The sequence below is a fragment of the Pseudoroseomonas cervicalis genome (assembly GCF_030818485.1).
GTDB classification, from domain to species: domain Bacteria; phylum Pseudomonadota; class Alphaproteobacteria; order Acetobacterales; family Acetobacteraceae; genus Pseudoroseomonas; species Pseudoroseomonas cervicalis_A.
Map to the genome: position 1 here is coordinate 194,490 of NZ_JAUTAJ010000003.1, position 18,828 is coordinate 213,317.

Consider the following 18,828-nt stretch of genomic DNA (forward strand, 5'->3'; position numbering starts at 1 on the left):
GCAGGATGACCATGCTGCGTCGCGGGAAAAGTTTGGGAAACACAACTCTTTCGCCGGCCCCCGCCGCTTCATAGCTTTGGCGGACCATGATGATGCCCGGCCCCCCTGCTTCGCCTCCTGGCACCCGCGCCCCGCCGCGCGGCTGTTGTCGGCGCGCCTGACGCCCTGAGCCCGCCGCGCGGGCCCCTTCCGCTCCTCCGCCCCGTTGCAGCCGGCCCGCTTTGGGCCGGGAAGGACAAGCATGCCCGACACCCAGGCGGCACTCGCGCCGCGCGCCCTGATCGAGCGACCCGCAGCACAGGGCTGGCAGCCGCCCCGCCTGGCCCTGCCGCCGAAGCTGCGCCGCTTCCTCTCGCCCCTGGTGCTGGTGCTGCTGTGGCAGGCGGCCAGCATGGCCGGGCTGATCTCGCCGCGCACCTTGGCCGCGCCCAGCACCATCCTGGTCGCCGCCTGGGAGCTGACGCTCTCGGGCGAGCTGCCCTCGCATCTGGCGGTCTCGCTGGGGCGGGTGCTGGCCGGGCTCGGCATCGGGCTCTCGGCCGGCGTCACCCTGGCGCTGGTGGCCGGCCTGTCGCGGCTGGGGGAGGAGATCGTCGACGCGCCGATGCAGATGCTGCGCACCCTGCCCTTCCTGGCGCTGGTGCCGCTTTTCATCCTGTGGTTCGGCATTGGCGAGACGCCGAAGATCGCGCTGGTGGCGCTGGGCGCCGCCTTCCCGGTCTATCTGACGCTGTTCGCCGGCATCCGCGGCGTCGACCCCAAGCTGGCCGAGGCGGGCCGGGTCTTCGGCCTGGACCGGCGCGGGCTGGTGCGCCACGTCATCCTGCCCGGCGCGCTGCCCTCCGCCCTGGTCGGGCTGCGCTACGCCCTCGGCAGCGCCTGGCTCAGCCTGGTGATCGCCGAGCAGATCAATGCCAGCGCCGGCATCGGCTTCCTGATCAATGACGCGCGGGAATTCCTGCGCACCGACATCATCGTCGTCGGCCTGCTGGTCTATGCGCTGCTCGGCCTCGGCGCCGATGCGCTGGTGCGGCTGGTCGAGCGCCGGGCGCTGGCCTGGCGGCCGAGCCTGGTGAAGGGGTGAACGCCATGGCCGATATCGCACCCGCCGCCGCGCCGCTGCGCGTCCGCAACCTGACCCGCCGCTTCGGCGAGAACACCGTGCTGCACGGCCTGGATCTCGATCTGGCGCCGGGCAGCTTCACCGCCCTGCTGGGCCGCAGCGGCTCCGGCAAGAGCACGCTGCTGCGCACCCTGGCGGGCCTCGACCCGGTTCCCGCGGATGCGGTGCTGGATCTGCCGCGCCCGGTCTCCGTCGTGTTCCAGGAGCCGCGCCTGCTGCCCTGGAAGCAGGTCTGGCAGAATGTCGCCCTTGGCCTCTCCGGCCGTGGCGCGCGCGAGCGCGCGGCGGCGGCGCTGCAGGAGGTGGGGCTGGGGCGGCATCTGGAGGCCTTTCCCGCCACCCTCTCCGGCGGCGAGGCGCAGCGCGCCGCTTTGGCGCGTGCCCTGGTGCGCGAGCCGCGGCTGCTGCTGCTGGATGAGCCCTTCGCCGCGCTGGACGCGCTGACGCGGATCCGCATGCACAGCCTGGTGCTGGAGCTGTGGCGCCATCACGGCCCCACCACGCTGATCGTCACCCATGATGTGGACGAGGCGGTGCTGCTGGCCGACCGCGTGCTGGTGCTGGAGGGCGGCCGCATCGCCGCCGACATCGCGGTCGAGTTGCCGCGTCCGCGCCGCCACGCCGACCCCGGTTTCGCCGCGCTGCGCCGGCGGCTGCTGGGCGAACTCGGCGTCGCGCTGGAGGAAGCGGCATGATCGACGGGCTGATCCTGCACCAGGACCCGGTCGCCGCCCTGGTGCGCGGCTTCGCCGAGGGCGCCGCCGCGCATGACCGCGCGGGCAGCTTCCCGCATGAGAATTTTGCCCGGTTGCACCAGGCGGGGCTGCTCGGGCTGACCGCGCCGGTGGAATGGGGCGGCGAGGCGGCGGGGCTGGCGCGCTGCGCCGCGCTGGTCGGCCGCATCGCCGAGGGCTGCCCGGCCACCGCCCTGGTGCTGGCCATGCAGTTCATCCAGCTGCGCCAGATGACGCAGGACCCGGCCTGGCCGGAGGCGCTGCGCGCCCGGCTGGCGCTGGGCGCCGTCGAGCGGGGCGAGCTGGTCAATGCGCTGCGTGTCGAGCCGGAGCTGGGCTCGCCCGCGCGCGGCGGGCTGCCGGCCACGGTGCTGCGCCGCACGGAATCGGGCTGGTCGCTGTCGGGGCGCAAGATCTATTCGACCGGCGCGCCCGGGCTGCGCTGGTACCTGGTCTGGGCCCGCACCGAGGAAGCCAGCCCGCGCATCGGCGCCGTGCTGGTCGATGCCCGCAGCCCCGGCATCCGTATCGAGGAAAGCTGGGACCAGGCGGGGCTGCGCGCCTCCGGCAGCCATGACGTGGTGTTCGAGGAGGTGGCGCTGCCGTCGGATGCCGCGCCCGATCTGCGCGCGCCGTCGGATTGGGCGCGGCCAGGATGCCGGGGCGAATGCCTGGAACACGCTGCTGATCGCAGCACTCTACACCGGCGTGGCGCGCGCCGCGCGGGACTGGCTGCTGGGCTTCCTGCATCGCCGGGTGCCGGCCAGCCTCGGCGCGCCGCTGGCCACTTTGCCGCGCATGCAGGAGGCGGTCGGCCGCATCGAGGGGCTGCTGCTGGCCAATCAGCGCCTGATCGCCTCCGCCGCCGCCGCCGAGGATGCCGGCACGCCGCCCTCGGCGACGGAATCCGCCCTGCTGAAGGCGCTGGCCGCCGAGAACGCCATCACCGTGGTGCAGGAGGCCGTGGCGCTCTGCGGCAACCATGCGCTGGCGCGCAGCAACCCGCTGGAGCGGCATCTGCGCGACGTGCTCTGCGCCCGCATCCACACCCCGCAACAGGACGCCGCCCATCTGCAGGCCGGGCGCCGCGCGCTCGGGCTTGGCTGAGGAGATTTCCATGTCCCAGGACCTCGAATTCATCGGCATGATCCAGCCGCGCGAGCAGTCGGAAATCCATCCGGCGCGCGGCCCCGCCATCGATCCCGGCTATCTGCGCGATTCCGCCCAGGCGCATGATCGCGGCGGCTTCGACCGCATCCTGATCGGCTGGCACAGCAACGGGCCGGATGGGCTGCAGCTGGCGGCCCACGCCGCCGCCTATACCGAGCGCGTCGGCTTCCTCGTCGCGCACCGCCCCGGCTTCCAGGCGCCGACCACGGCGGCGCGGGCCTTCAACACGCTGGACCAGCTCAGCCATGGCCGCGCCGCCATCCATGTGATCTCCGGCGGCGACGACACCGACCAGGCGCGCGATGGCGACTGGCTGGGCAAGGATGACCGCTACGCCCGCACCGACGAATATCTCGACGTGCTGAAGGCGGTGTGGTCGGCCGACCGGCCGGTGGACCATGAGGGCGTCTATTACCGGATCCGCGGCGCCTCGCCCGAGGTGCGCGCGGTGCAGGCGCCGCGCATCCCGATCTATTTCGGCGGCGCGTCGGAGGCGGCGCTGCGCGTCGCCGGGCGGCATGCCGATGTCTATGCGCTGTGGGGCGAGACCCAGGCGCAGGTGCGCGAGATCGTGGCGCGGGTGCGCACCGAGGCGGCGCGGCATGGGCGGGAGGTGCGCTTCAGCCTGTCCTTCCGCCCGATCCTGGCCGCGACCGAAAGCGCCGCCTGGGAGAAGGCGGAGCGCATCCTGCACCGTATCCGCGCCGTGCGTGGCCAGGCGGCGCTCGGCCCGAACAGCGCCGCGCCGCAGAATGCCGGTTCGCAGCGCCTGCTGCAGGCCGCCGCGCTGGGCGACCGGCCGGAGGGCCGCCTCTACACCGCCATCGCGCGGGAGACGGGGGCGCGCGGCAACACCACCGCCCTGGTCGGCACGCCGGAGCAGGTGGCGGAGGCCTTCCTCGAGTATCACGCGCTGGGCGTCAGCACCTTCCTGATCCGCGGCTTCGACCCGCTGGAGGATGCGGTGGAGTACGGCCAGAGCCTGCTGCCGGCGACGCGCCGGCTGCTGGCCGGGAAGCTGGCCGCGCGCCAGGGCGTGCCGGCATGAGCGTGATCCTGCAACGCCGCGCGCTGCTGCTGGCGGCGGGGGCGGCCCTCGCCATGCCGCGCATCCTGCGCGCCCAGGCGCCGCTGCGGGTGGGCGACCAGCGCGGCAATGCGCGGGCGGTGATGCAGGCCGCCGGCGTGCTCGACGGCGTCGAGGGCCGCTACGCCTGGAGCGAATTCCCCGCCGCCGCGCCGCTGGTGGAGGCGTTGAATGCGGGCGCCATCGACACGGGTCTGGTGGGGGATGCGCCCTTCACCTTCGGCGCCGCCGCCGGCGTGCCGGCTAAGGCGATTGCTGCGACGCGGCAGAACCAGGATGGGCTCGCGATTCTGGTGCCGAAGGACAGCGCGGTGCGCAGCCTGCAGGATCTGGCGGGCAAGCGCATCGCCACGGGGCGCGGCTCGATCGGGCACCAGCTGGTGCTGGCGGCGCTGGAGGCGGCGAAGCTGCCGCATGATGCGGTGCGGCTGGTCTTCCTGCTGCCGGCCGATGCCAAGGCGGCCTATAGCAGCGGCGCGGTCGAGGCCTGGTCCACCTGGGAACCCTATGTGTCGCAGGAGGAGGTTCTCGCCGGCTCGCGGCGCATCGTCGATGGCAATGGTATCACGCCGGGCCTGAGCTTCCAGGCGGCGCGGGATGATGCGATCGCCTCGCGCCGGCCGGAGCTGGAGGATTTCGTGCGTCGTTTGACCGTGGCGCGGCGCTGGGCCAACGAGAACATCCCGGCCTATGCCAAGAGCTGGTCGGCGCTGATGAATGTGCCGGAGCCGGTGGCCGTGCAGTGGTTCACGCGCGCCCGCACGCGGGTGGTGCCGATCGACGATGCCGTTGTGCGCGACGAGCAGGGCAATATCGATCTGTACAGCCGAGCCGGGCTGGTGCGCCGCCGCATCCAGGCCGAGGATATTCTTGATCGTAGCTTCACGCCCGTCATCCAGGGCGCCTAACTGACAGAAAAAGATGATGGGGGCCCGGGGGAAGAATTCCTTCTTCCCCCGGACTTTTTTCTGTTCAGCGCAGCGTCGGATCCAGCCTATCGCGCAGCCAGTCGCCCAGCAGGCTGACGGAGAGGGTGGTCAGCACGATGACGCAGGAGGGCGAGAGCAGGATCCAGGGCGCGCGCGTCAGGTATTCCCGCCCATAGCCCACCATGTTGCCGAGCGAGGTCATGGGCGGCTGCACGCCGAGGCCGAGGAAGGACAGGCCGCTTTCCAGCAGGATGATCTCGGGGAAGGCCAGCGTCATGGAGACGATCAGCGTCGCCGCGATGTTGGGCAGGACGTGGCGCGCATAGACCCGCCAGGGCGAGGCGCCGAGCTGCTGCACCGCCGCCGCATAGCCCTGCGCGCCGGCGCTGATGGCGAGGCCACGGGCGATGCGGGCGTAGCGTTCCCAGCCATGCAGGCCGAGCAGGCAGACGAACAGCACCAGCGAATTGCCGAAGAAGGCCAGCACCGACAGCGCCAGGATCATGAAGGGCATGGCGGCCTGGAAGTCGACCAAAGCGAGGACCGCCTGTTCCACCAGCCCGCGGAAATGCGCGGCGAGGAAGCCCAGCACCACGCCCAGCACGGCGGCGATGATGGCGGCGCCGAAGGCGATCAGCAGCGACATGCGGATCGACCAGATCAGCCGGCTGAGCACGTCGCGGCCGAGCTCGTCGGTGCCGAGCGGGTGCGCCCAGCTGCCGCCCATGAAGACCGGCGGGGAGAGGCGGCTGCGCAGATCGAGCGCGGTGATGGAATAGGGCGTGATCCAGTCGGCCAGCAGGGCGATGGCCAGCATCAGCAGGATCCAGCCGAGCGCGAAGATCACCAGCGGCGGCAGGCCCTGGCCTTTCCGCTTCGGGGCGGCGATGGGGGTGGCCGGCAGCTCGGCGGGCCGTTCGGCGGTGGCCGACATGTCAGGCGCCTCCCTTGGCGGCGGAGCGCAGGCGCGGGTCGAGCACGCCATAGAGCAGATCAACCATGAGGTTGGAGACGATCATGGTCGCGGCCACCAGCAGCAGGATGCATTGCACGACGGCCAGGTCGCGATTGGCGACGGCGACCACCAGCAGCCGGCCGACGCCGGGCCAGGAGAAGACGCTTTCCACCACCACGGCGCCGGCCAGCACGCTGCCGATCATGAAGCCGATGATGGTGACGGTGGGGATGGCGGCGTTGGGCAGGGCATGGCGGCGCACCGCGGCGTGCCAGGGCACGCCCTTGGCGAGTGCGGTGCGCATATAGGGCTGGCCCAGCACCTCCAGCATGGCGGAGCGGGTGAAGCGCGCGAGCACCGCAGCACCCCCGAAGCCCATGGTGACGATGGGCAGGATGGCGTGGCGCCAGCTATCCTGCCCGCCCGAGGGCAGCCAGCCCAGCTGCACGGCGAAGAGCAGCACCAGCAGCAGGCCGAGCACGAAGGAGGGCACGGTGAAGCCGGCGACCGCCAGCAGCATCACCGCGCGGTCGATCGCCGAATTCCGGTGCAGGGCGGCATAGATGCCGGCCGGCACGCCGAGGCCGATCTTGATGGCCAGCGCCGGCAGGGTGAGGGCCAGCGTCGCCGGGATGCGCTCGGCCACCAGGCTGATGGCGCTGCGGCCGCTGCGCATCGACATGCCGAGATCGCCCTGCAGGATGGCGGTGAAGTAGCGCAGATACTGCACCCAGATCGGGTCATCGAGGCCCCAGGCGCGGCGGAAGGCGGCGATGGCCTCGGGCGGCGCGTCGGCCGACATGATCAGCAGCGCCGGGTCGCCGGAGAGGCGCAGCACGACAAAGGCGAAGCTGACCACCAGCACCAGCGTCAGCAGCGCGCGGGAGAGGCGCAGGCCCAGGAAACGCAGCATGGCTCAGGCCGCTTTCTGCACGGGGGAGGGGAGGCCGCTGCCCGGTGCCATCTCGCCCTGCGCCACATGGCAGGCGACCAGCCGGCCATCGCCGCGCGGCTTCAGCGCCGGGCTCTCGGCGGCGCAGCGCGGCCCGGCGACGGGGCAGCGCGGGTGGAAGGCGCAGCCGGCGGGGCGGGAGGCCGGGTTGGGCGGGTCGCCCTGCAGCACGATGCGCCGTCCCCGCCGCGCGGGATCCGGAATGGCCGAGACCAGGGCCTGGGCGTAAGGGTGCGCCGGGTCGTGCAGCACCGCGTCGGGCTCGCCTTCCTCGACGATGCGGCCGAGATACATCACCGCGACGCGGTGGCTCATCTGCCGCACGGCGCGAAGGTCGTGGCTGATGAACAGCAGCGCGACGCCGCGGCTTTCCTGGATCTCGGAGAGCAGGTTCATCACCTGCGCCTGGATCGAGACGTCGAGGGCGCTGATCGGCTCGTCGCAGACCAGCAGCGCGGGGTCGGTGGCCAGGGCGCGGGCCAGCACGGCGCGCTGGCGCTGGCCGCCGGAGAGCTCATGCGGATAGCGATCGCCCTGGTCGGGGCGCAGGCCGACGCCGCGCAGCAGCTCCGCCACGCGCTCGGCGCCGGCGGGAAGGTTGTGGATCGCCAGCGGCTCGGCCACCTGGGCGCCGATGGTCAGGCGGCGGTCCAGCGCGCCCAGCGGGTCCTGATAGACCATCTGCATGCGGGCCCGCTGCGCCCGCCAGGGCCGGCTGGCGGGGGTCGGCATCGGCGCGCCCCCGAAGCGCACGCTGCCCTCGTCGGGCATCTCCAGCCCCAGCACCATGCGGCCTGTGGTGGATTTGCCGCAGCCGGATTCGCCCACCAGGCCCAGGGTGCGGCCGCGCTCCAGGGTGAGGGAGACACCATCGACGGCGCGCAGCTCGACGGAATGGCCGAGCCAGCCGCGCCGCTGGTGGTAGCGGCGCACCAGGCCCTCGGCCTGCAACAGGGGGGCGGTCATGCCGGCAGCAGCTCCGGGCGGGGGGCGGTGGCCGGCACCGGGCGGCTGGGCTGGAAACAGGCGGCGCGGTGATGGGGCGCGAGGTCCTCCAGCGCCGGGGTCGCGGCCTCGCAGGCGGCGCTGGCGCGCGGGCAGCGGGGGGCGAAGGCGCAGCCCGGCGGCATCGCCCAGGGCTCCGGCACGCCGCCCGGAATGGCGGCAAGTTTCCGGCGGGGCCCATGCATCGGCGGCAAGGCCGAGAGCAGGCCTTGGGCATAGGGATGCGCCGGCTGCGCGAACAGCAGCTCGGCCCGCGTCTCCTCGACGATGCGGCCGGCATACATGACGCAGACCCGCTCGCAGGTCTCGGCAACGACGCCGAGATCATGGCTGACGAGGACCAGCGCCATGCCGGTGTCGCGGCGGATTTCTGCCAGAAGCTCGAGGATCTGCGCCTGGATGGTGACGTCGAGCGCGGTGGTGGGCTCGTCCGCCACCAGCAGCTCGGGCTGGCCGGCCAGCGCCATGGCGATCATCACGCGCTGGTTCTGCCCGCCGGAGAGCTCATGCGGATAGGCCTCCAGCCGCCGCTTCGCATCCGGCATGCCGACGCGGTCCAGCAGGCGCCGCGCCTCCTCCCGGGCCGCGGCACCGGTCAGGCCGCGATGCAGCGCCAGCGCCTCGGTGATCTGGCGGCCGATGCGGTGCACCGGGTTCAGGCTGCTGGCCGGATCCTGGAAGATCATGGCGATGCGCCCGCCGCGCACCGCATCCAGCCGGGAGGCGGGGGCGCCGAGCAGCTCCTCGCCCCCGAGCGTCACGCTGCCGGTGACCCTGGCCTTGCCGGGCAGCAGGCCGAGCGCCGCCAGCCAGGTGACCGACTTGCCGCAGCCGGATTCGCCCACCAGCGCCAGGCTCTCGCCCGGGCGGATGGCCAGATCCACGCCGCGCAGCGCCGGCACGCCGTCGAAGGCGACGCGCAGGTCGCGCAGCTCGACCAGGGTCTCCGTCATGCTCAGCCCTTCCAGTTGTTCGCGCGGAACTCCATGGCGAAGGCGGGGGCCGCCTTCCACGGTGTGCCGCGGCGCATCGCGGTGAAGGTCGCGTTCTGGTGCAGCACGGTGTAGGCGGGGTCCTCGCGCTCGCAGATCTCCAGCATGCGGCGGAAGGCCTGCTTGCGGCGCGCGCGGTCGGTCGAGGTCTCCAGCTCCACCGAGAGGCGGTTCATCTCCTCATTGCTCCACTCGCCCACCTGCTGCTGCTGGCCGTTCGGCCCGTGCTGGTTGACGATGGAGGAGACGGGATCGTTGAAGGGCGCGCTGTTCGACCAGTCGCGCACCGCTCGGCCCGGCTCGCGGGAGAGGATCTGCGACCAGTTCTCCTTCATCTCGATCTGCACATTCAGCCCGACCTGCTTCCACATCTCGACCAGGATCTGCGCCGTCGGCGTCTGGTTGGTGTAGTAGTTGTTCAGCAGGCGATAGGGGATCGGGTCGCCCTTGTAGTTCGCCTCGCGCAGCAGGCGCTGCGCCTCCGCCGGATCGTATTTCGGCACGTCCCAGTCGCTGACGAACATGTCGCCATAGTAGTCCCATTGCAGCCCCTTCGGCACGACGGTGCGGCCGGCCCAGAGGCTCTCCACGATCGCCTGGCGGTCGATCGCATGGGTGAAGGCGCGGCGCACGCGCGGATCGACCAGCTGCGGGTGGTTCTTGTCGAAGCAGGTCAGGCGATGGTTCAGGATGGTGCCGCCCTGCACCTCATAGCGCCGGTCGCGCTCGATATCGGCGATCTGGTCGGGCGGGATGTCGCAGGCGAACTGCACCTCGCCCGAGCGCAGCATGTTGATGCGCGCCGAGACCTCCGGCACCTCGATGAAGCGGATTTCCTTCAGCGGCGGGCGGCCGCCCCAGTATTCATCATGCGCCACCAGGCGCAGCGACTGGTCGGGGCGGAACTCGGCCACCTTGTAGGGTCCGGTCAGGATCGGCTTGCGCGCCCAGTCGAACCAGGTCTCGCTCTCGATATAGCCGCGCTTGCTGATGATCTGCGCGCCATAGCGCGACAGGCGGCCCTCCAGCGTCACATCCGGCGTGGCGTTGTGGAAGCGCACCGTGTAGCGGTCGACGATCTCGACCCGCTCCAGCGCCGGGAAGGAACGGCGGGCCACCGCCGGCACCTCGGGCGGCAGATCGCGGCCGGCACGCGTCGGGATGCGCTCGCCGCTGACCTGGATGGTGCGCCCCTGCGCGGTCGGCGCGGTGTCGCCGAACATGCGCTCCGGCCCGAAGGTGAAGGCCACATCCTCGGCCGTCATCTCATCGCCATTGTGGAACTTCACGCCGCGGCGCAGCGTCATCTCGATGGCGCTGTCGCTGAGGCGGCGCCATTCGGTCGCCAGCTCCGGCACCGCCTTCAGCCCGCCCAGCCAGTCGCGGCCGATCAGCCCCTCCCAGAGGGAGGAGAACAGCACGCGCTCGCCGACATTGGACTGCTCACGCAGCACCTCCAGCGTGTTGGAGTTGCTGACCTTCTGCACCGCGATAGTGATGGAAGGCCGGTTGTCCGCCTGCGCGATGGCGAAGCGGGGCAGGGCGGCGGCACCCAGCGCCCCACCGGCGCCGAGCAGCAGGGAACGACGGTTGGCAATCATCGGCTGCGCTCCTCAAGGCCACCGGGGGTGGCGCGGAAATGGGTCAGGGTGCGTTCGGCATGGCGCATGCGGTGCGACAGCGCCTTCTGCGCGTAGCGCGCCAGCACCTCGGCATGGGCCTGGTCCTGCGCGAGGTTCTCGAACTGGTTGGGGTCGCGCCGCAGGTCGAAGAGCAGCGCCGGCAGGCCGGAGAAATGGACGTATTTCCACTCCTCATCCTGCACGACGCAGAGCGAGGCATCGTCCATGCCGAGGCCGAGCGCACTCTCCGGCTGCGAGTAATGGATGTCGCGGAAATCGTATTCGTAGAAGAGATGCTCGCGCCAATCGGCGGGTTTTTCGCCGTTCACCAGCGGCAGGACGGAGCGGCCATCGCAGGCGCGCGGCGCCTCGCCGCCCAGCCATTCCAGGATGGTCGGCAGCACATCGACGCTTTCGGTGAAGGCGCTCTCGATCCGCCCGGCGCCCTCGCGCCGCTCCGGGTCCTTCACCACCAGCGGGATGCGGAAGCTCTCATCATGATAGCCGATCTTGCCGAGCAGATAATGGTCGCCCAGCTGCTCGCCATGGTCGGAGGTGAAGATGATCAGCGTGTCATCCCACTGCCCGGTCTCGTCGAGATGCTCGAAGACCTTGCCGAGTGCGTCATCGACCTCGGTGATCAGGCCGGAATAGGTGGCGCGCATCTGGCGGATGGCGGCCTCGTCCATCTCGGTCGCGGCACCGCCGGCGCCGTGGAAGAAGGAGCCCTGGCTGATGCCGCGCAGGTAGAAATCCAGCAGCGGGTGCTGCGCCGCCTCCTCCTGCCAGCTCGGGCGGCGCTGGATCGCCGGCATCTCGGCCGGCGAATACATGGTGTTGTAGGGCTCGGAGGCGATGAAGGGCGGGTGCGGCCGCCAATAGCCCAGATGCAGGAACCAGGGCTTGTCGCCCTTGCCCTTGAGATAGGTGAGCGCCCGCTCGGGTGAAATAGGCGGTGTCCGACAACTCGGCGGGGATCCGGCTGGGGCGGTCGGTGGCACCCGGCACCGAATCCTCGCCCTCCGGCAGCCAGATGTTTTCCCGCTTCTCCGGCAGTGCGTAGCCCTTCTGGGCCAGCCAGCCGAAATAGCCGTCCATGCTGGGCTCGAAGGCGCCGACGGCGCGGAAGCCCTCCATCAGATCGCCCAGCGTGGTGAAGCGCGGGTCGCGGGAAGAGGTGGTGCGCGGATCGGGCGTCGAGGTGGTGTAGCCGATCAGCGCCGGGTCATAGCCGATCTGCCGCAGCGCCTTGCCGAGATTCATGTGGCGCGCATCCAGCGGCACGGTGTTCTGCACCGCCCGGTGGTTCATCAGATACAGCCCGGTCAGCAGGCTGGCGCGCGCCGGGCCGCAGGGCACGGTGGTGGTGACATGGTTGCGGAAGGTCACGCCCTCGCGGCACAGCCGGTCCAGATTCGGCGTGCGCAGGAAGCCGGCGCCCAGGGGCGGGGACGAAATCCGCCCGCCATTGATCGACAACGATGAGAAGAACATTCTTGCGGCGCGCCATGTCAGCCTTGTCCGGATGGGCGATGATGGCGCGACCGCTTAGACCCGGCCCGGGACAGGGCGATGACGGATCTGTTGCCTTGCCGTGACACCGGGCCCGGAACCGGTGCGGCCCCGGGCGCTTGACGAATGCACGCGCGGGGACGACACAATAAGAGATTGCACGCAGCCAGCGGGAGGATTGCCATGCCGCATGACGGCCACCATCACGAGACGCTGCCGCCCTCCATCCCGGAGGATGGCTGGAAGCACAGCGGCGTGCGGGTCATCCCGGCCGGCAGCCTGGACCCCAACACCGCCAGCACCCCCGGCATGAACCGCGCCGCGGCGATCAACGCCGCCCGCGTCGGCGCGCAGAAGATCTGGGCTGGCACGGTTCACATCCATGCCAATGCCAAGACCGGGGCGCATCACCACGGCCCGCTGGAAAGCGTGATCTATGTCGTGCGCGGCCGCGCCCGCATGCGCTGGGGCGAGAAGCTGGAATTCGTGGCCGAGGCCGGGCCGGGCGATTTCATCTACGTGCCGCCCTATGTGCCGCACCAGGAGATCAACGCCTCCTCCGACGAGACGCTGGAATGCGTGCTCGTGCGCAGCGACAATGAGGCGGTGGTGGTGAATCTCGACATCGAGCCGGTGGAGAAGCCGGAGGACGTCGCCTGGGTCGACCCGATCCACAAGGCGCCCTGAGGGGCCGGCGCGGTGTTGTGGTTGCCGCGCCCGGCGCGGCGCCACACATTCGGATCATGACGCCCAAGATCACCACCCTGACCCTGAACCCGACCATCGACCTGGCCTGCGAGGCCCCGGAGGTGCGTCCCGTCCGCAAGATCCGCACCACCGGGGAGCGCGCCGATCCCGGCGGCGGCGGCGTCAACGTCGCCCGCGTGGTGCAGGAGCTGGGCGGCGAGGTCGAGGCGGTGATCCTGGCCGGCGGCGTCACCGGCCATTTCCTCGAGGAGCTGCTGGACGAGATCGGCCTGAAGCGGCGCAGCGTGCCGATCGCCGGCCGCACCCGCATCAGCCAGACCGTGCTCGATCGCAGCCGCGGCGAGGAGTTCCGCTTCGTCGCCGAGGGCCCCGAGGTGAGCGAGGCCGAGTGGCATTCGGCCCTTTCCCTGCTGGAGACGCTGCCCGCGGGCAGCTGGCTGGTGGCCAGCGGCAGCCTGCCGCGCGGCGTGCCGGAGGATTTTTACGCCCGTGTCGCCAGCGTCGCCCAGGCGCGCGGGCTGCACTGGGTGCTGGACAGTTCCGGCCCCGCCCTTGCCGCCGGCGCCGGCCATGGCGCCGAGCTGATCAAGCCCAGCCAGGGCGAGTTCGAGGCGCTGGTCGGCCGCTCGCTGCGCGCCCCCGGCGCGCTGGAGGCGGCGGCGCGCGAGGCCGTCGCCCAGGGCCTGGCGAAGCGCCTGGCGGTGACGCTGGGGCATGAGGGGGCGCTGCTGGCGACGGCGGCGGGCACGCTGCGCCTGCCGGCCCTGCCGGTCGAGGTGCGCGGCGCGGTCGGCGCCGGCGACAGCTTCGTCGCCGCCATGACCCTCGCCCTGGCGCGCGGCGCCAGCGACGAGGACGCCTTTGCCTGGGGCATGGCGGCGGGTGCGGCCGCTGTCTCCAATGCCGGCACCGCCCACCCGACCCGGGCCGAGGTGGAGCAGCTGCGGTCCCGGCTGGAGCCGGGCCGGCTCGGCTGAGGGGGATTGGCAAAGCTTGCTTCGCAGCGCACACGGTTTCGTGTAATCAGCCTGTCCCGCCGGCGCGGAGAACCGCGCCGGCGGCCCGACCATCCCCTCCCCCTTTCCCCCCAGGACCGTTCCGTGCGGTTTCTCAACGCCTTGCTGCGGCGCAACACCGCCTTGCCGCCAGCGGCCGGGGCGGCGGCGCCGGATCCGGCCCTGGCCGGCGACGCCGTCGCGGCCATCGCCGAGCGCGACCGGCTGCGCGCCATGCTCGACACCAATTCCGACTGGATCTGGGAGGTGGATGCCGAGGGCCGCTACACCTTCGCCTCCGCCCATATCGAGGCGCTGCTGGGCTACCGCCCCGAGGAGGTGCTGGGCCGCACCCCCTTCGACCTGATGCCGCCGGAGGAGGCGGCGCGCATCGGCACCATCTTCGCCGGCATCGCCGCGCGCAAGGCGCCCTTTTCCGGCCTGCTGAACCGCAACCGCCACGCCGATGGCCGCATCATCGTGCTGGAGACCAGCGGCGTGCCGCTGCTGGCCGAGGATGGCAGGCTGCTCGGCTATCGCGGCGTCGACCGCGACGTCACCGAGCGCGAGGCGCGCACGGCGCAGATCGCCTGGGCGGCGCGGCATGATTCGCTGACCGGCCTGGCCAACCGCACCGAGTTCCAGGCGCGGCTGGAGGAAAGGCTGGCCCAGGGGGAGGCCACCGGGCTGCTGCTGCTCGACCTCGACTTCTTCAAGGAGGTGAACGACCAGCTCGGCCATGCCAGCGGCGACGTGCTGCTGCGCCAGGTGGCGCAGCGGCTCGACCGGCTGCTGCCGGAGGGGAGCCTGGGCGCGCGGCTCGGCGGCGATGAATTCGCGGCGCTGCTGGCGGCGGGGCCGGAGCAGGCCCAGGCCCTGGCGCAGCATCTGTCCGGGGCGCTGTGTGAACCTTACCAGCTCGAGGGGCGCAGCGCGGTGATCGGCGTCAGCTGCGGCCTGGCCCTGGCGCCGCGCCATGCCGGCGCCGTCTCCGCCCTGCTGCGCTGCGCCGACCTGGCGCTGTACCAGGCCAAGCAGGAAGGGCGCGGCCATGTCTGCCTCTACGGCCCGCAGCTGGAGGCGCGGCAGCGCACCGATGAGGGGCTGGAGGCGGCGCTGCGCCGCGCCATCGCGCAGGAGGACATCTCCCTCTGCTACCGGCCGCTGCGCGATCTGGCCGATGGCCGGGTGCGGGGCTGCTTCGCCGAGCCCGGCTGGTGGCACCCGGTGCAGGGCGCCATGCCCGCCGAGGCCTTTCTGGGCCTGGCCGACCGCACCGGGCTGGTGCTGCCGCTCGGCGCCCAGCTGCTGCGCCGCGCCTGCCGCGCCGCCCGCGACTGGCCGGCGGAGTGGCGCCTGACCCTGCCGGTGACCGCCGTGCAGCTGCGCGACCCGAGCTTCCCCGCCCTGGTGCAGCAGGTGCTGCAGGAGACCGGCCTGCCGCCGGCGCGGCTGGAGATGGCGGTGAGCGAGGCCTCGCTCGGCCAGGGGGCCGGCCCGCTGCCGCGCGCCCTGCGCAAGCTGCGCGAACTCGGCATCGGCCTGGCGCTGGACCGCTTCGGCGAGGGCGCGGTGTCGCTCGGCCTGCTGCAGCGCTTCCGCTTCGACCGGCTGCGCCTGGCCCCCGCCCTGACCGAGGCGCTGCCGCGCGAGCCGGAGGCCGGCATGGTCGCCGCCATCCTGCTGCTGGCCGGGCGGCTCGGCGCGCGGGTGACAGCGCTGGGCACGCTCGGCGCGCCGCAGCGCGCCGCGCTGCACGCGCTGGGCTGCCAGGAGGAGCAGGACACGGCCGCCGCGGAGGTGCCGCCGGGCTGAGCGCTCAGCCGATCTGCAGCACCGCCTGCACCCCGCCGGAGCGGCCGAGCACATGCATCGCCACCTCGCCATCGACGCGCTGGAAGGCGATGTCGAGATGCCCTTCGCCCAGCCGCAGATTGTGCAGGCTCAGCCCGTGCAGGAAGCGCGGCAGCACCGGCTGGTCGAACTCCACCCGGCCGCGCGCCGGGTCGAAGCCGAGGCCGATGCAGGCGCGCAGCAGGGCGAAGGGGGTGGAGGCGGCCCAGGCCTGGGGCGAGCAGGCCACCGGGTAGAGCACCGGCCCCTGGCCGCGGCGGCGCGGGAAGCCGCAGAACAGCTCCGGCAGGCGGCGCTGGTCGGAGGCCGTGGCGGCGTCGAAGATGGCGCCGAACACCTGGGACGCGGCCTCGCGCAGCCCGTAGCGGGCGAAGCCCTCGGCGATCAGCGCGTTGTCGTGCGGCCAGACCGAGCCATTGTGGTAGCTCATCGGATTGTAGCGCGCCTCGCCCGAGGCGATGGTGCGGATGCCCCAGCCGGTAAAGAAGGAAGGGTCGAGCAGGGTGTGCGCCAGCTGTGCCGCCCGCTCCGGCAGGGCGATGCCGGCGAACAGCGCATGCCCGGCATTGGAGGCGCGCACCCGGCAGGGCCGCTTCTGCCCGTCCAGCGCCAGCACATAGGTGCCGAGCGCCTCGTCCCAGAAGGCGGCGTCGAAGGCCAGGCGCAGCGAGGCGGCGCGCGCCTCGTACTCCGCCGCGCGCGCCGGCTCGCCCAGGGCGCGCAGGATGCGCGCGGCGGCCTGCCAGGCGGCATAGGCATAGGCCTGCAGCTCGACCAGCGCGATCGGCCCCTCGGCGATCGTGCCATCGGCATGGAAGATGGCGTCGTGGCTGTCCTTCCAGCCCTGGTTCAGCAGCCCGTCCGGGCGCTTGCGGCGATATTCCTGGAAGCCGTCGCCATCGGCGTCGCCCTCCGTCTCGATCCAGCGCAGCGCCGCCTCGATATTCGGCCAGAGCCGGCGCAGCGTGGCCAGGTCGCCGCTGCGGTCGAGATAGGCGCCGGCCAGCATGACGAAGAGCGGCGTGGCATCGGCGCTGCCATAGTAGCGGCGGAACGGCACCTCGCCGAGCAGCGCCATCTCGCCCTGGCGGGTCTCGTGCAGGATCTTGCCCGGCTCGGCATCGGTGGCCGGGTCATGCGCCGTCGCCTGGTTCTCGGCCAGGAAGCCCAGCACGCCGCGGGCGATGGCCGGGTCGTACCAGAGCATGTGCCAGGCGGTGATCAGCGCGTCGCGGCCGAAGGCGGTGCTGTACCAGGGGATGCCGGCATAGGGGTAGGGGCCGTGCGGCGTCTCGGTCAGCAGCATGGTCAGGTCGGCGGCGGCGCGGCGCATCGCCTCGTTGAAGATGTCGTTGCTGCTGCTGACATGCGCCCGGCGCGAGGCCTGCTGCCGCAGCCAGCGCCGCCCGGCGCGCAGCGCCTGGCCGAAGCCCAGGCGCGGCCGGCAATCGGGCTCGGCCGGCGGGTTGCAGGCGATCTCGACGAACAGGGCGCAGCGGCCGCGCGCCGGCAGGGTCAGCTCCCACACCGCGCGATGCCCGTCGAGCAGCGCCGGGGCCGGGTCGAAGCGCAGCCGGGTGCGGCGCAGCGTGCCGTCCAGCCCGGTATAGGCCAGCTGCACCGCATCGGCGCCGAGGCTGGGCGCGTGCAGCGTGCCGCGGCGGGCGCGGCGGGCGCCGCGCGCCTCGAACAGATCGGCGAAATCGGCGGCGAAGCGCAGCTCCAACCGGATACGGTGCGGCCTGTCGTCGAAATTGCGGATCGCCAGCCGCTCATACCAGGTGCCCTGCCAGAGGAACCGGCTGCGGCGCAGATGCAGCATGTCCTCCGGCACGGTGTCGGCCGGCGGGCGCTGCTCCGGCGCCGCGCTGGCCGCCGGCGGCAGCGCCGCATTGGTCAGGTCGCAGCTCAGCGCGGCATTGTTCTGCAGCAGCGCGGCGGAGAGCAGCAGCGGCCGCTGCCCGTTCAGCCACAGGCTGAAGCGCGACAGATGCCGCGTGTCGCCGTGATACAGCCCCTCCGCGCCTCCGGTCAGCTCGCCGGCATGGTCGGCCAGGGCGAAGCTGTCGCCATGCTTCAAGGTGGTCGAATGGCCCTGCTGCAGCGCCGTGGTGGCGCTGGCGGGCAGCTCGTCATGCTCGGGAAGCGTGGAAGGCAGGTCCATGGGGCGGGCCGATCCTGTCAGGGCGGCACCGGGCGGGCAGGCAGCGGCCTGTCGCACGGGGCCGGCTTTGCTTATCCCTCGGCATGGGTGAGCGCTTGGTCAAGGGCCGGCATGGTATCGCCACCCTGCGAAACATGACATGGCCTTCATATATTTGATCTGGGTCAAGGCCGCTGGCCGGCCCGGCCGGCATCCTGGCCCTCCTGGAATCAACCGGGATGAAGGAGGACGCCATGCAGGTTCAGGACGTGATGACCCGGGCGGTGCTGACCGTGCCGCCCACCACCCCGGTGGCCACGCTGGCCGCGCTCTTCGCCGAGCGGGGGGTCTCCGGCGTGCCGGTGACGGATGGCGAGGGCCGGCTGCTCGGCCTGGTCACCGAGGGCGACATGCTGCGCCGCCTGGCCGCGCCGGCCGGGCGGCCGCGCCCCTGGTACCAGCGCCTGCTGGACAGCGCGCCGCGCCAGGCGGAGGAGTTCGCCCGCATCCATGGCCGCCACGCCCAGGATGTGATGAGCACGGAGCTGGTCACCGCCACGCCGGAGATGCCGGTGGAGGAGGCGGCCGCGCTGCTGGAGCGGCACCGCATCCGCCGCCTGCCGGTGCTGCGCGACGGGCGGCTGGCCGGGCTGCTGTCGCGCGCCGACCTGATGCGCGCCATGCTGGCGCCGCCGGCCAGTGCGGCGGCCGACACGCCGGATGAGGAGATCCGCGCCCGCATCAGCAAGGCGCTGTGGCAGCAGCCCTGGGTCGATGCCTTCTATGTCTTCGCGACGGTGGAGCGCGGCATCGTCACCTTCCACGGCTTCTGCCGCTCGCCGGCGGTGGAGCGGGCGCTGCGCGTGCTGGCCGAGGGCGTGCCCGGGGTGCGCGGGGTGAAGCTGGAGCTGAGCCCGTCCCCCGCCCTGCTGCCGGCCGATTGAAACGGCGCGCAAGAACCTGTTTCTGAAGCTTTCAGACTCTGCCGCGGTGCCCGCAAGGGTGCCGCGGCCGCCTGGATTCCCCGCGCCCGTTAACCGCGCCTGT

16 protein-coding genes and 2 pseudogenes are annotated in these 18,828 nt (G+C 72.3%); 10 read left to right on the forward strand and 8 right to left on the reverse strand.

Annotation, left to right across the window (positions count from 1 at the left end; translation table 11 throughout):
• Positions 1–241: 241 nt before the first annotated feature.
• The 6 genes and pseudogenes from QE401_RS03605 (at position 242) to QE401_RS03630 (ending at position 5,022) form a co-directional block, all read left to right on the forward strand.
• The gene (locus tag QE401_RS03605; RefSeq protein WP_307136900.1) at positions 242–1,084 is read left to right on the forward strand and encodes an ABC transporter permease subunit; all 843 of its coding nucleotides are present in this window, start codon (positions 242–244) and stop codon (positions 1,082–1,084) included.
• A 5-nt stretch (positions 1,085–1,089) separates the two neighbouring features.
• The gene (locus QE401_RS03610) at positions 1,090–1,818 is read left to right on the forward strand and encodes an ABC transporter ATP-binding protein (protein WP_307136901.1); all 729 of its coding nucleotides are present in this window, start codon (positions 1,090–1,092) and stop codon (positions 1,816–1,818) included.
• Positions 1,815–2,393: pseudogene (locus QE401_RS03615) on the forward strand (acyl-CoA dehydrogenase family protein); the annotation flags it as partial. The gene QE401_RS03610 and the pseudogene QE401_RS03615, both read left to right, overlap by 4 nt.
• Positions 2,394–2,466: 73 nt before the next feature.
• The gene (locus QE401_RS03620; protein ID WP_307136902.1) at positions 2,467–2,964 is read left to right on the forward strand and encodes an acyl-CoA dehydrogenase family protein; all 498 of its coding nucleotides are present in this window, start codon (positions 2,467–2,469) and stop codon (positions 2,962–2,964) included.
• A gap of 10 nt (positions 2,965–2,974) precedes the next feature.
• Positions 2,975–4,075 carry an LLM class flavin-dependent oxidoreductase gene (locus QE401_RS03625; protein WP_307136903.1) on the forward strand — a complete coding sequence of 367 codons (1,101 nt, stop codon included), beginning with the start codon at positions 2,975–2,977 and terminating at the stop codon, positions 4,073–4,075.
• The gene (locus tag QE401_RS03630) at positions 4,072–5,022 is read left to right on the forward strand and encodes an ABC transporter substrate-binding protein (RefSeq protein WP_307136904.1); all 951 of its coding nucleotides are present in this window, start codon (positions 4,072–4,074) and stop codon (positions 5,020–5,022) included. The genes QE401_RS03625 and QE401_RS03630 overlap by 4 nt, the downstream gene beginning before the upstream one ends.
• Positions 5,023–5,086: 64 nt before the next feature.
• Here the strand turns inward: QE401_RS03630 and QE401_RS03635 are convergent, their stop codons facing one another.
• From QE401_RS03635 to QE401_RS03665, 7 genes and pseudogenes are all read right to left on the reverse strand, one after another.
• On the reverse strand, positions 5,087–5,977 hold the full coding sequence (locus QE401_RS03635) for an ABC transporter permease (protein WP_040613864.1): 891 nt from the start codon (positions 5,975–5,977) through the stop codon (positions 5,087–5,089).
• Between the two features lies 1 nt (position 5,978).
• The gene (locus QE401_RS03640) at positions 5,979–6,911 is read right to left on the reverse strand and encodes an ABC transporter permease (protein WP_271138663.1); all 933 of its coding nucleotides are present in this window, start codon (positions 6,909–6,911) and stop codon (positions 5,979–5,981) included.
• 3 nt (positions 6,912–6,914) lie between these two features.
• Complete coding sequence (locus tag QE401_RS03645) at positions 6,915–7,916, reverse strand: ABC transporter ATP-binding protein (protein WP_307136905.1); 1,002 nt, start codon at positions 7,914–7,916, stop codon at positions 6,915–6,917.
• The gene (locus QE401_RS03650; protein WP_307136906.1) at positions 7,913–8,908 is read right to left on the reverse strand and encodes an ABC transporter ATP-binding protein; all 996 of its coding nucleotides are present in this window, start codon (positions 8,906–8,908) and stop codon (positions 7,913–7,915) included. Before QE401_RS03650 ends, QE401_RS03645 begins: the two co-directional genes overlap by 4 nt.
• 2 nt (positions 8,909–8,910) lie before the next feature.
• On the reverse strand, positions 8,911–10,548 hold the full coding sequence (locus tag QE401_RS03655; RefSeq protein ID WP_307136907.1) for an ABC transporter substrate-binding protein: 1,638 nt from the start codon (positions 10,546–10,548) through the stop codon (positions 8,911–8,913).
• A complete protein-coding gene (locus tag QE401_RS03660; protein ID WP_307136908.1) occupies positions 10,545–11,570 on the reverse strand; it encodes a sulfatase-like hydrolase/transferase in 1,026 nt (341 codons plus the stop codon). The genes QE401_RS03655 and QE401_RS03660 overlap by 4 nt, the downstream gene beginning before the upstream one ends.
• Positions 11,571–11,763: 193 nt before the next feature.
• A pseudogene (locus tag QE401_RS03665) lies at positions 11,764–12,063 on the reverse strand (sulfatase-like hydrolase/transferase); the annotation flags it as partial.
• A 201-nt stretch (positions 12,064–12,264) separates the two neighbouring features.
• Between QE401_RS03665 and QE401_RS03670 the strand changes: the two are divergent.
• The 3 genes from QE401_RS03670 to QE401_RS03680 all read left to right on the forward strand — a co-directional run bounded on the left by QE401_RS03670 (position 12,265) and on the right by QE401_RS03680 (position 15,599).
• The gene (locus QE401_RS03670; protein ID WP_307136909.1) at positions 12,265–12,768 is read left to right on the forward strand and encodes a cupin domain-containing protein; all 504 of its coding nucleotides are present in this window, start codon (positions 12,265–12,267) and stop codon (positions 12,766–12,768) included.
• A gap of 56 nt (positions 12,769–12,824) precedes the next feature.
• Positions 12,825–13,766, forward strand: a complete 942-nt coding sequence (locus tag QE401_RS03675; protein WP_307136910.1) for a 1-phosphofructokinase family hexose kinase — start codon at positions 12,825–12,827, stop codon at positions 13,764–13,766.
• A gap of 123 nt (positions 13,767–13,889) precedes the next feature.
• Positions 13,890–15,599 (forward strand): putative bifunctional diguanylate cyclase/phosphodiesterase, encoded by a 1,710-nt coding sequence (locus tag QE401_RS03680; RefSeq protein WP_307136911.1) that lies wholly within the window; start codon positions 13,890–13,892, stop codon positions 15,597–15,599.
• A gap of 4 nt (positions 15,600–15,603) precedes the next feature.
• Here the strand turns inward: QE401_RS03680 and QE401_RS03685 are convergent, their stop codons facing one another.
• A complete protein-coding gene (locus QE401_RS03685) occupies positions 15,604–17,802 on the reverse strand; it encodes an amylo-alpha-1,6-glucosidase (RefSeq protein WP_307136912.1) in 2,199 nt (732 codons plus the stop codon).
• Positions 17,803–18,035: 233 nt separating this feature from the next.
• Here QE401_RS03685 and QE401_RS03690 point away from each other — a divergent pair, with 233 nt between their 5' ends.
• Positions 18,036–18,725 (forward strand): CBS domain-containing protein, encoded by a 690-nt coding sequence (locus QE401_RS03690; RefSeq protein WP_307136913.1) that lies wholly within the window; start codon positions 18,036–18,038, stop codon positions 18,723–18,725.
• Positions 18,726–18,828: the final 103 nt, after the last annotated feature.

Bases quoted from the DNA above. Each gene is read 5' to 3' on its own strand.
- QE401_RS03610 (WP_307136901.1), top strand. From the start codon at position 1,090: ATGGCCGATATCGCACCCGCCGCCGCGCCGCTGCGCGTCCGCAACCTG.
- QE401_RS03640 (WP_271138663.1), bottom strand. From the start codon at position 6,911: ATGCTGCGTTTCCTGGGCCTGCGCCTCTCCCGCGCGCTGCTGACGCTG.
- QE401_RS03630 (WP_307136904.1), top strand. From the start codon at position 4,072: ATGAGCGTGATCCTGCAACGCCGCGCGCTGCTGCTGGCGGCGGGGGCG.
- QE401_RS03650 (WP_307136906.1), bottom strand. From the start codon at position 8,908: ATGACGGAGACCCTGGTCGAGCTGCGCGACCTGCGCGTCGCCTTCGAC.
- QE401_RS03675 (WP_307136910.1), top strand. From the start codon at position 12,825: ATGACGCCCAAGATCACCACCCTGACCCTGAACCCGACCATCGACCTG.
- QE401_RS03605 (WP_307136900.1), top strand. From the start codon at position 242: ATGCCCGACACCCAGGCGGCACTCGCGCCGCGCGCCCTGATCGAGCGA.
- QE401_RS03625 (WP_307136903.1), top strand. From the start codon at position 2,975: ATGTCCCAGGACCTCGAATTCATCGGCATGATCCAGCCGCGCGAGCAG.
- QE401_RS03670 (WP_307136909.1), top strand. From the start codon at position 12,265: ATGCCGCATGACGGCCACCATCACGAGACGCTGCCGCCCTCCATCCCG.
- QE401_RS03690 (WP_307136913.1), top strand. From the start codon at position 18,036: ATGCAGGTTCAGGACGTGATGACCCGGGCGGTGCTGACCGTGCCGCCC.
- QE401_RS03685 (WP_307136912.1), bottom strand. From the start codon at position 17,802: ATGGACCTGCCTTCCACGCTTCCCGAGCATGACGAGCTGCCCGCCAGC.
- QE401_RS03635 (WP_040613864.1), bottom strand. From the start codon at position 5,977: ATGTCGGCCACCGCCGAACGGCCCGCCGAGCTGCCGGCCACCCCCATC.
- QE401_RS03645 (WP_307136905.1), bottom strand. From the start codon at position 7,916: ATGACCGCCCCCCTGTTGCAGGCCGAGGGCCTGGTGCGCCGCTACCAC.
- QE401_RS03655 (WP_307136907.1), bottom strand. From the start codon at position 10,548: ATGATTGCCAACCGTCGTTCCCTGCTGCTCGGCGCCGGTGGGGCGCTG.
- QE401_RS03620 (WP_307136902.1), top strand. From the start codon at position 2,467: ATGCCGCGCCCGATCTGCGCGCGCCGTCGGATTGGGCGCGGCCAGGAT.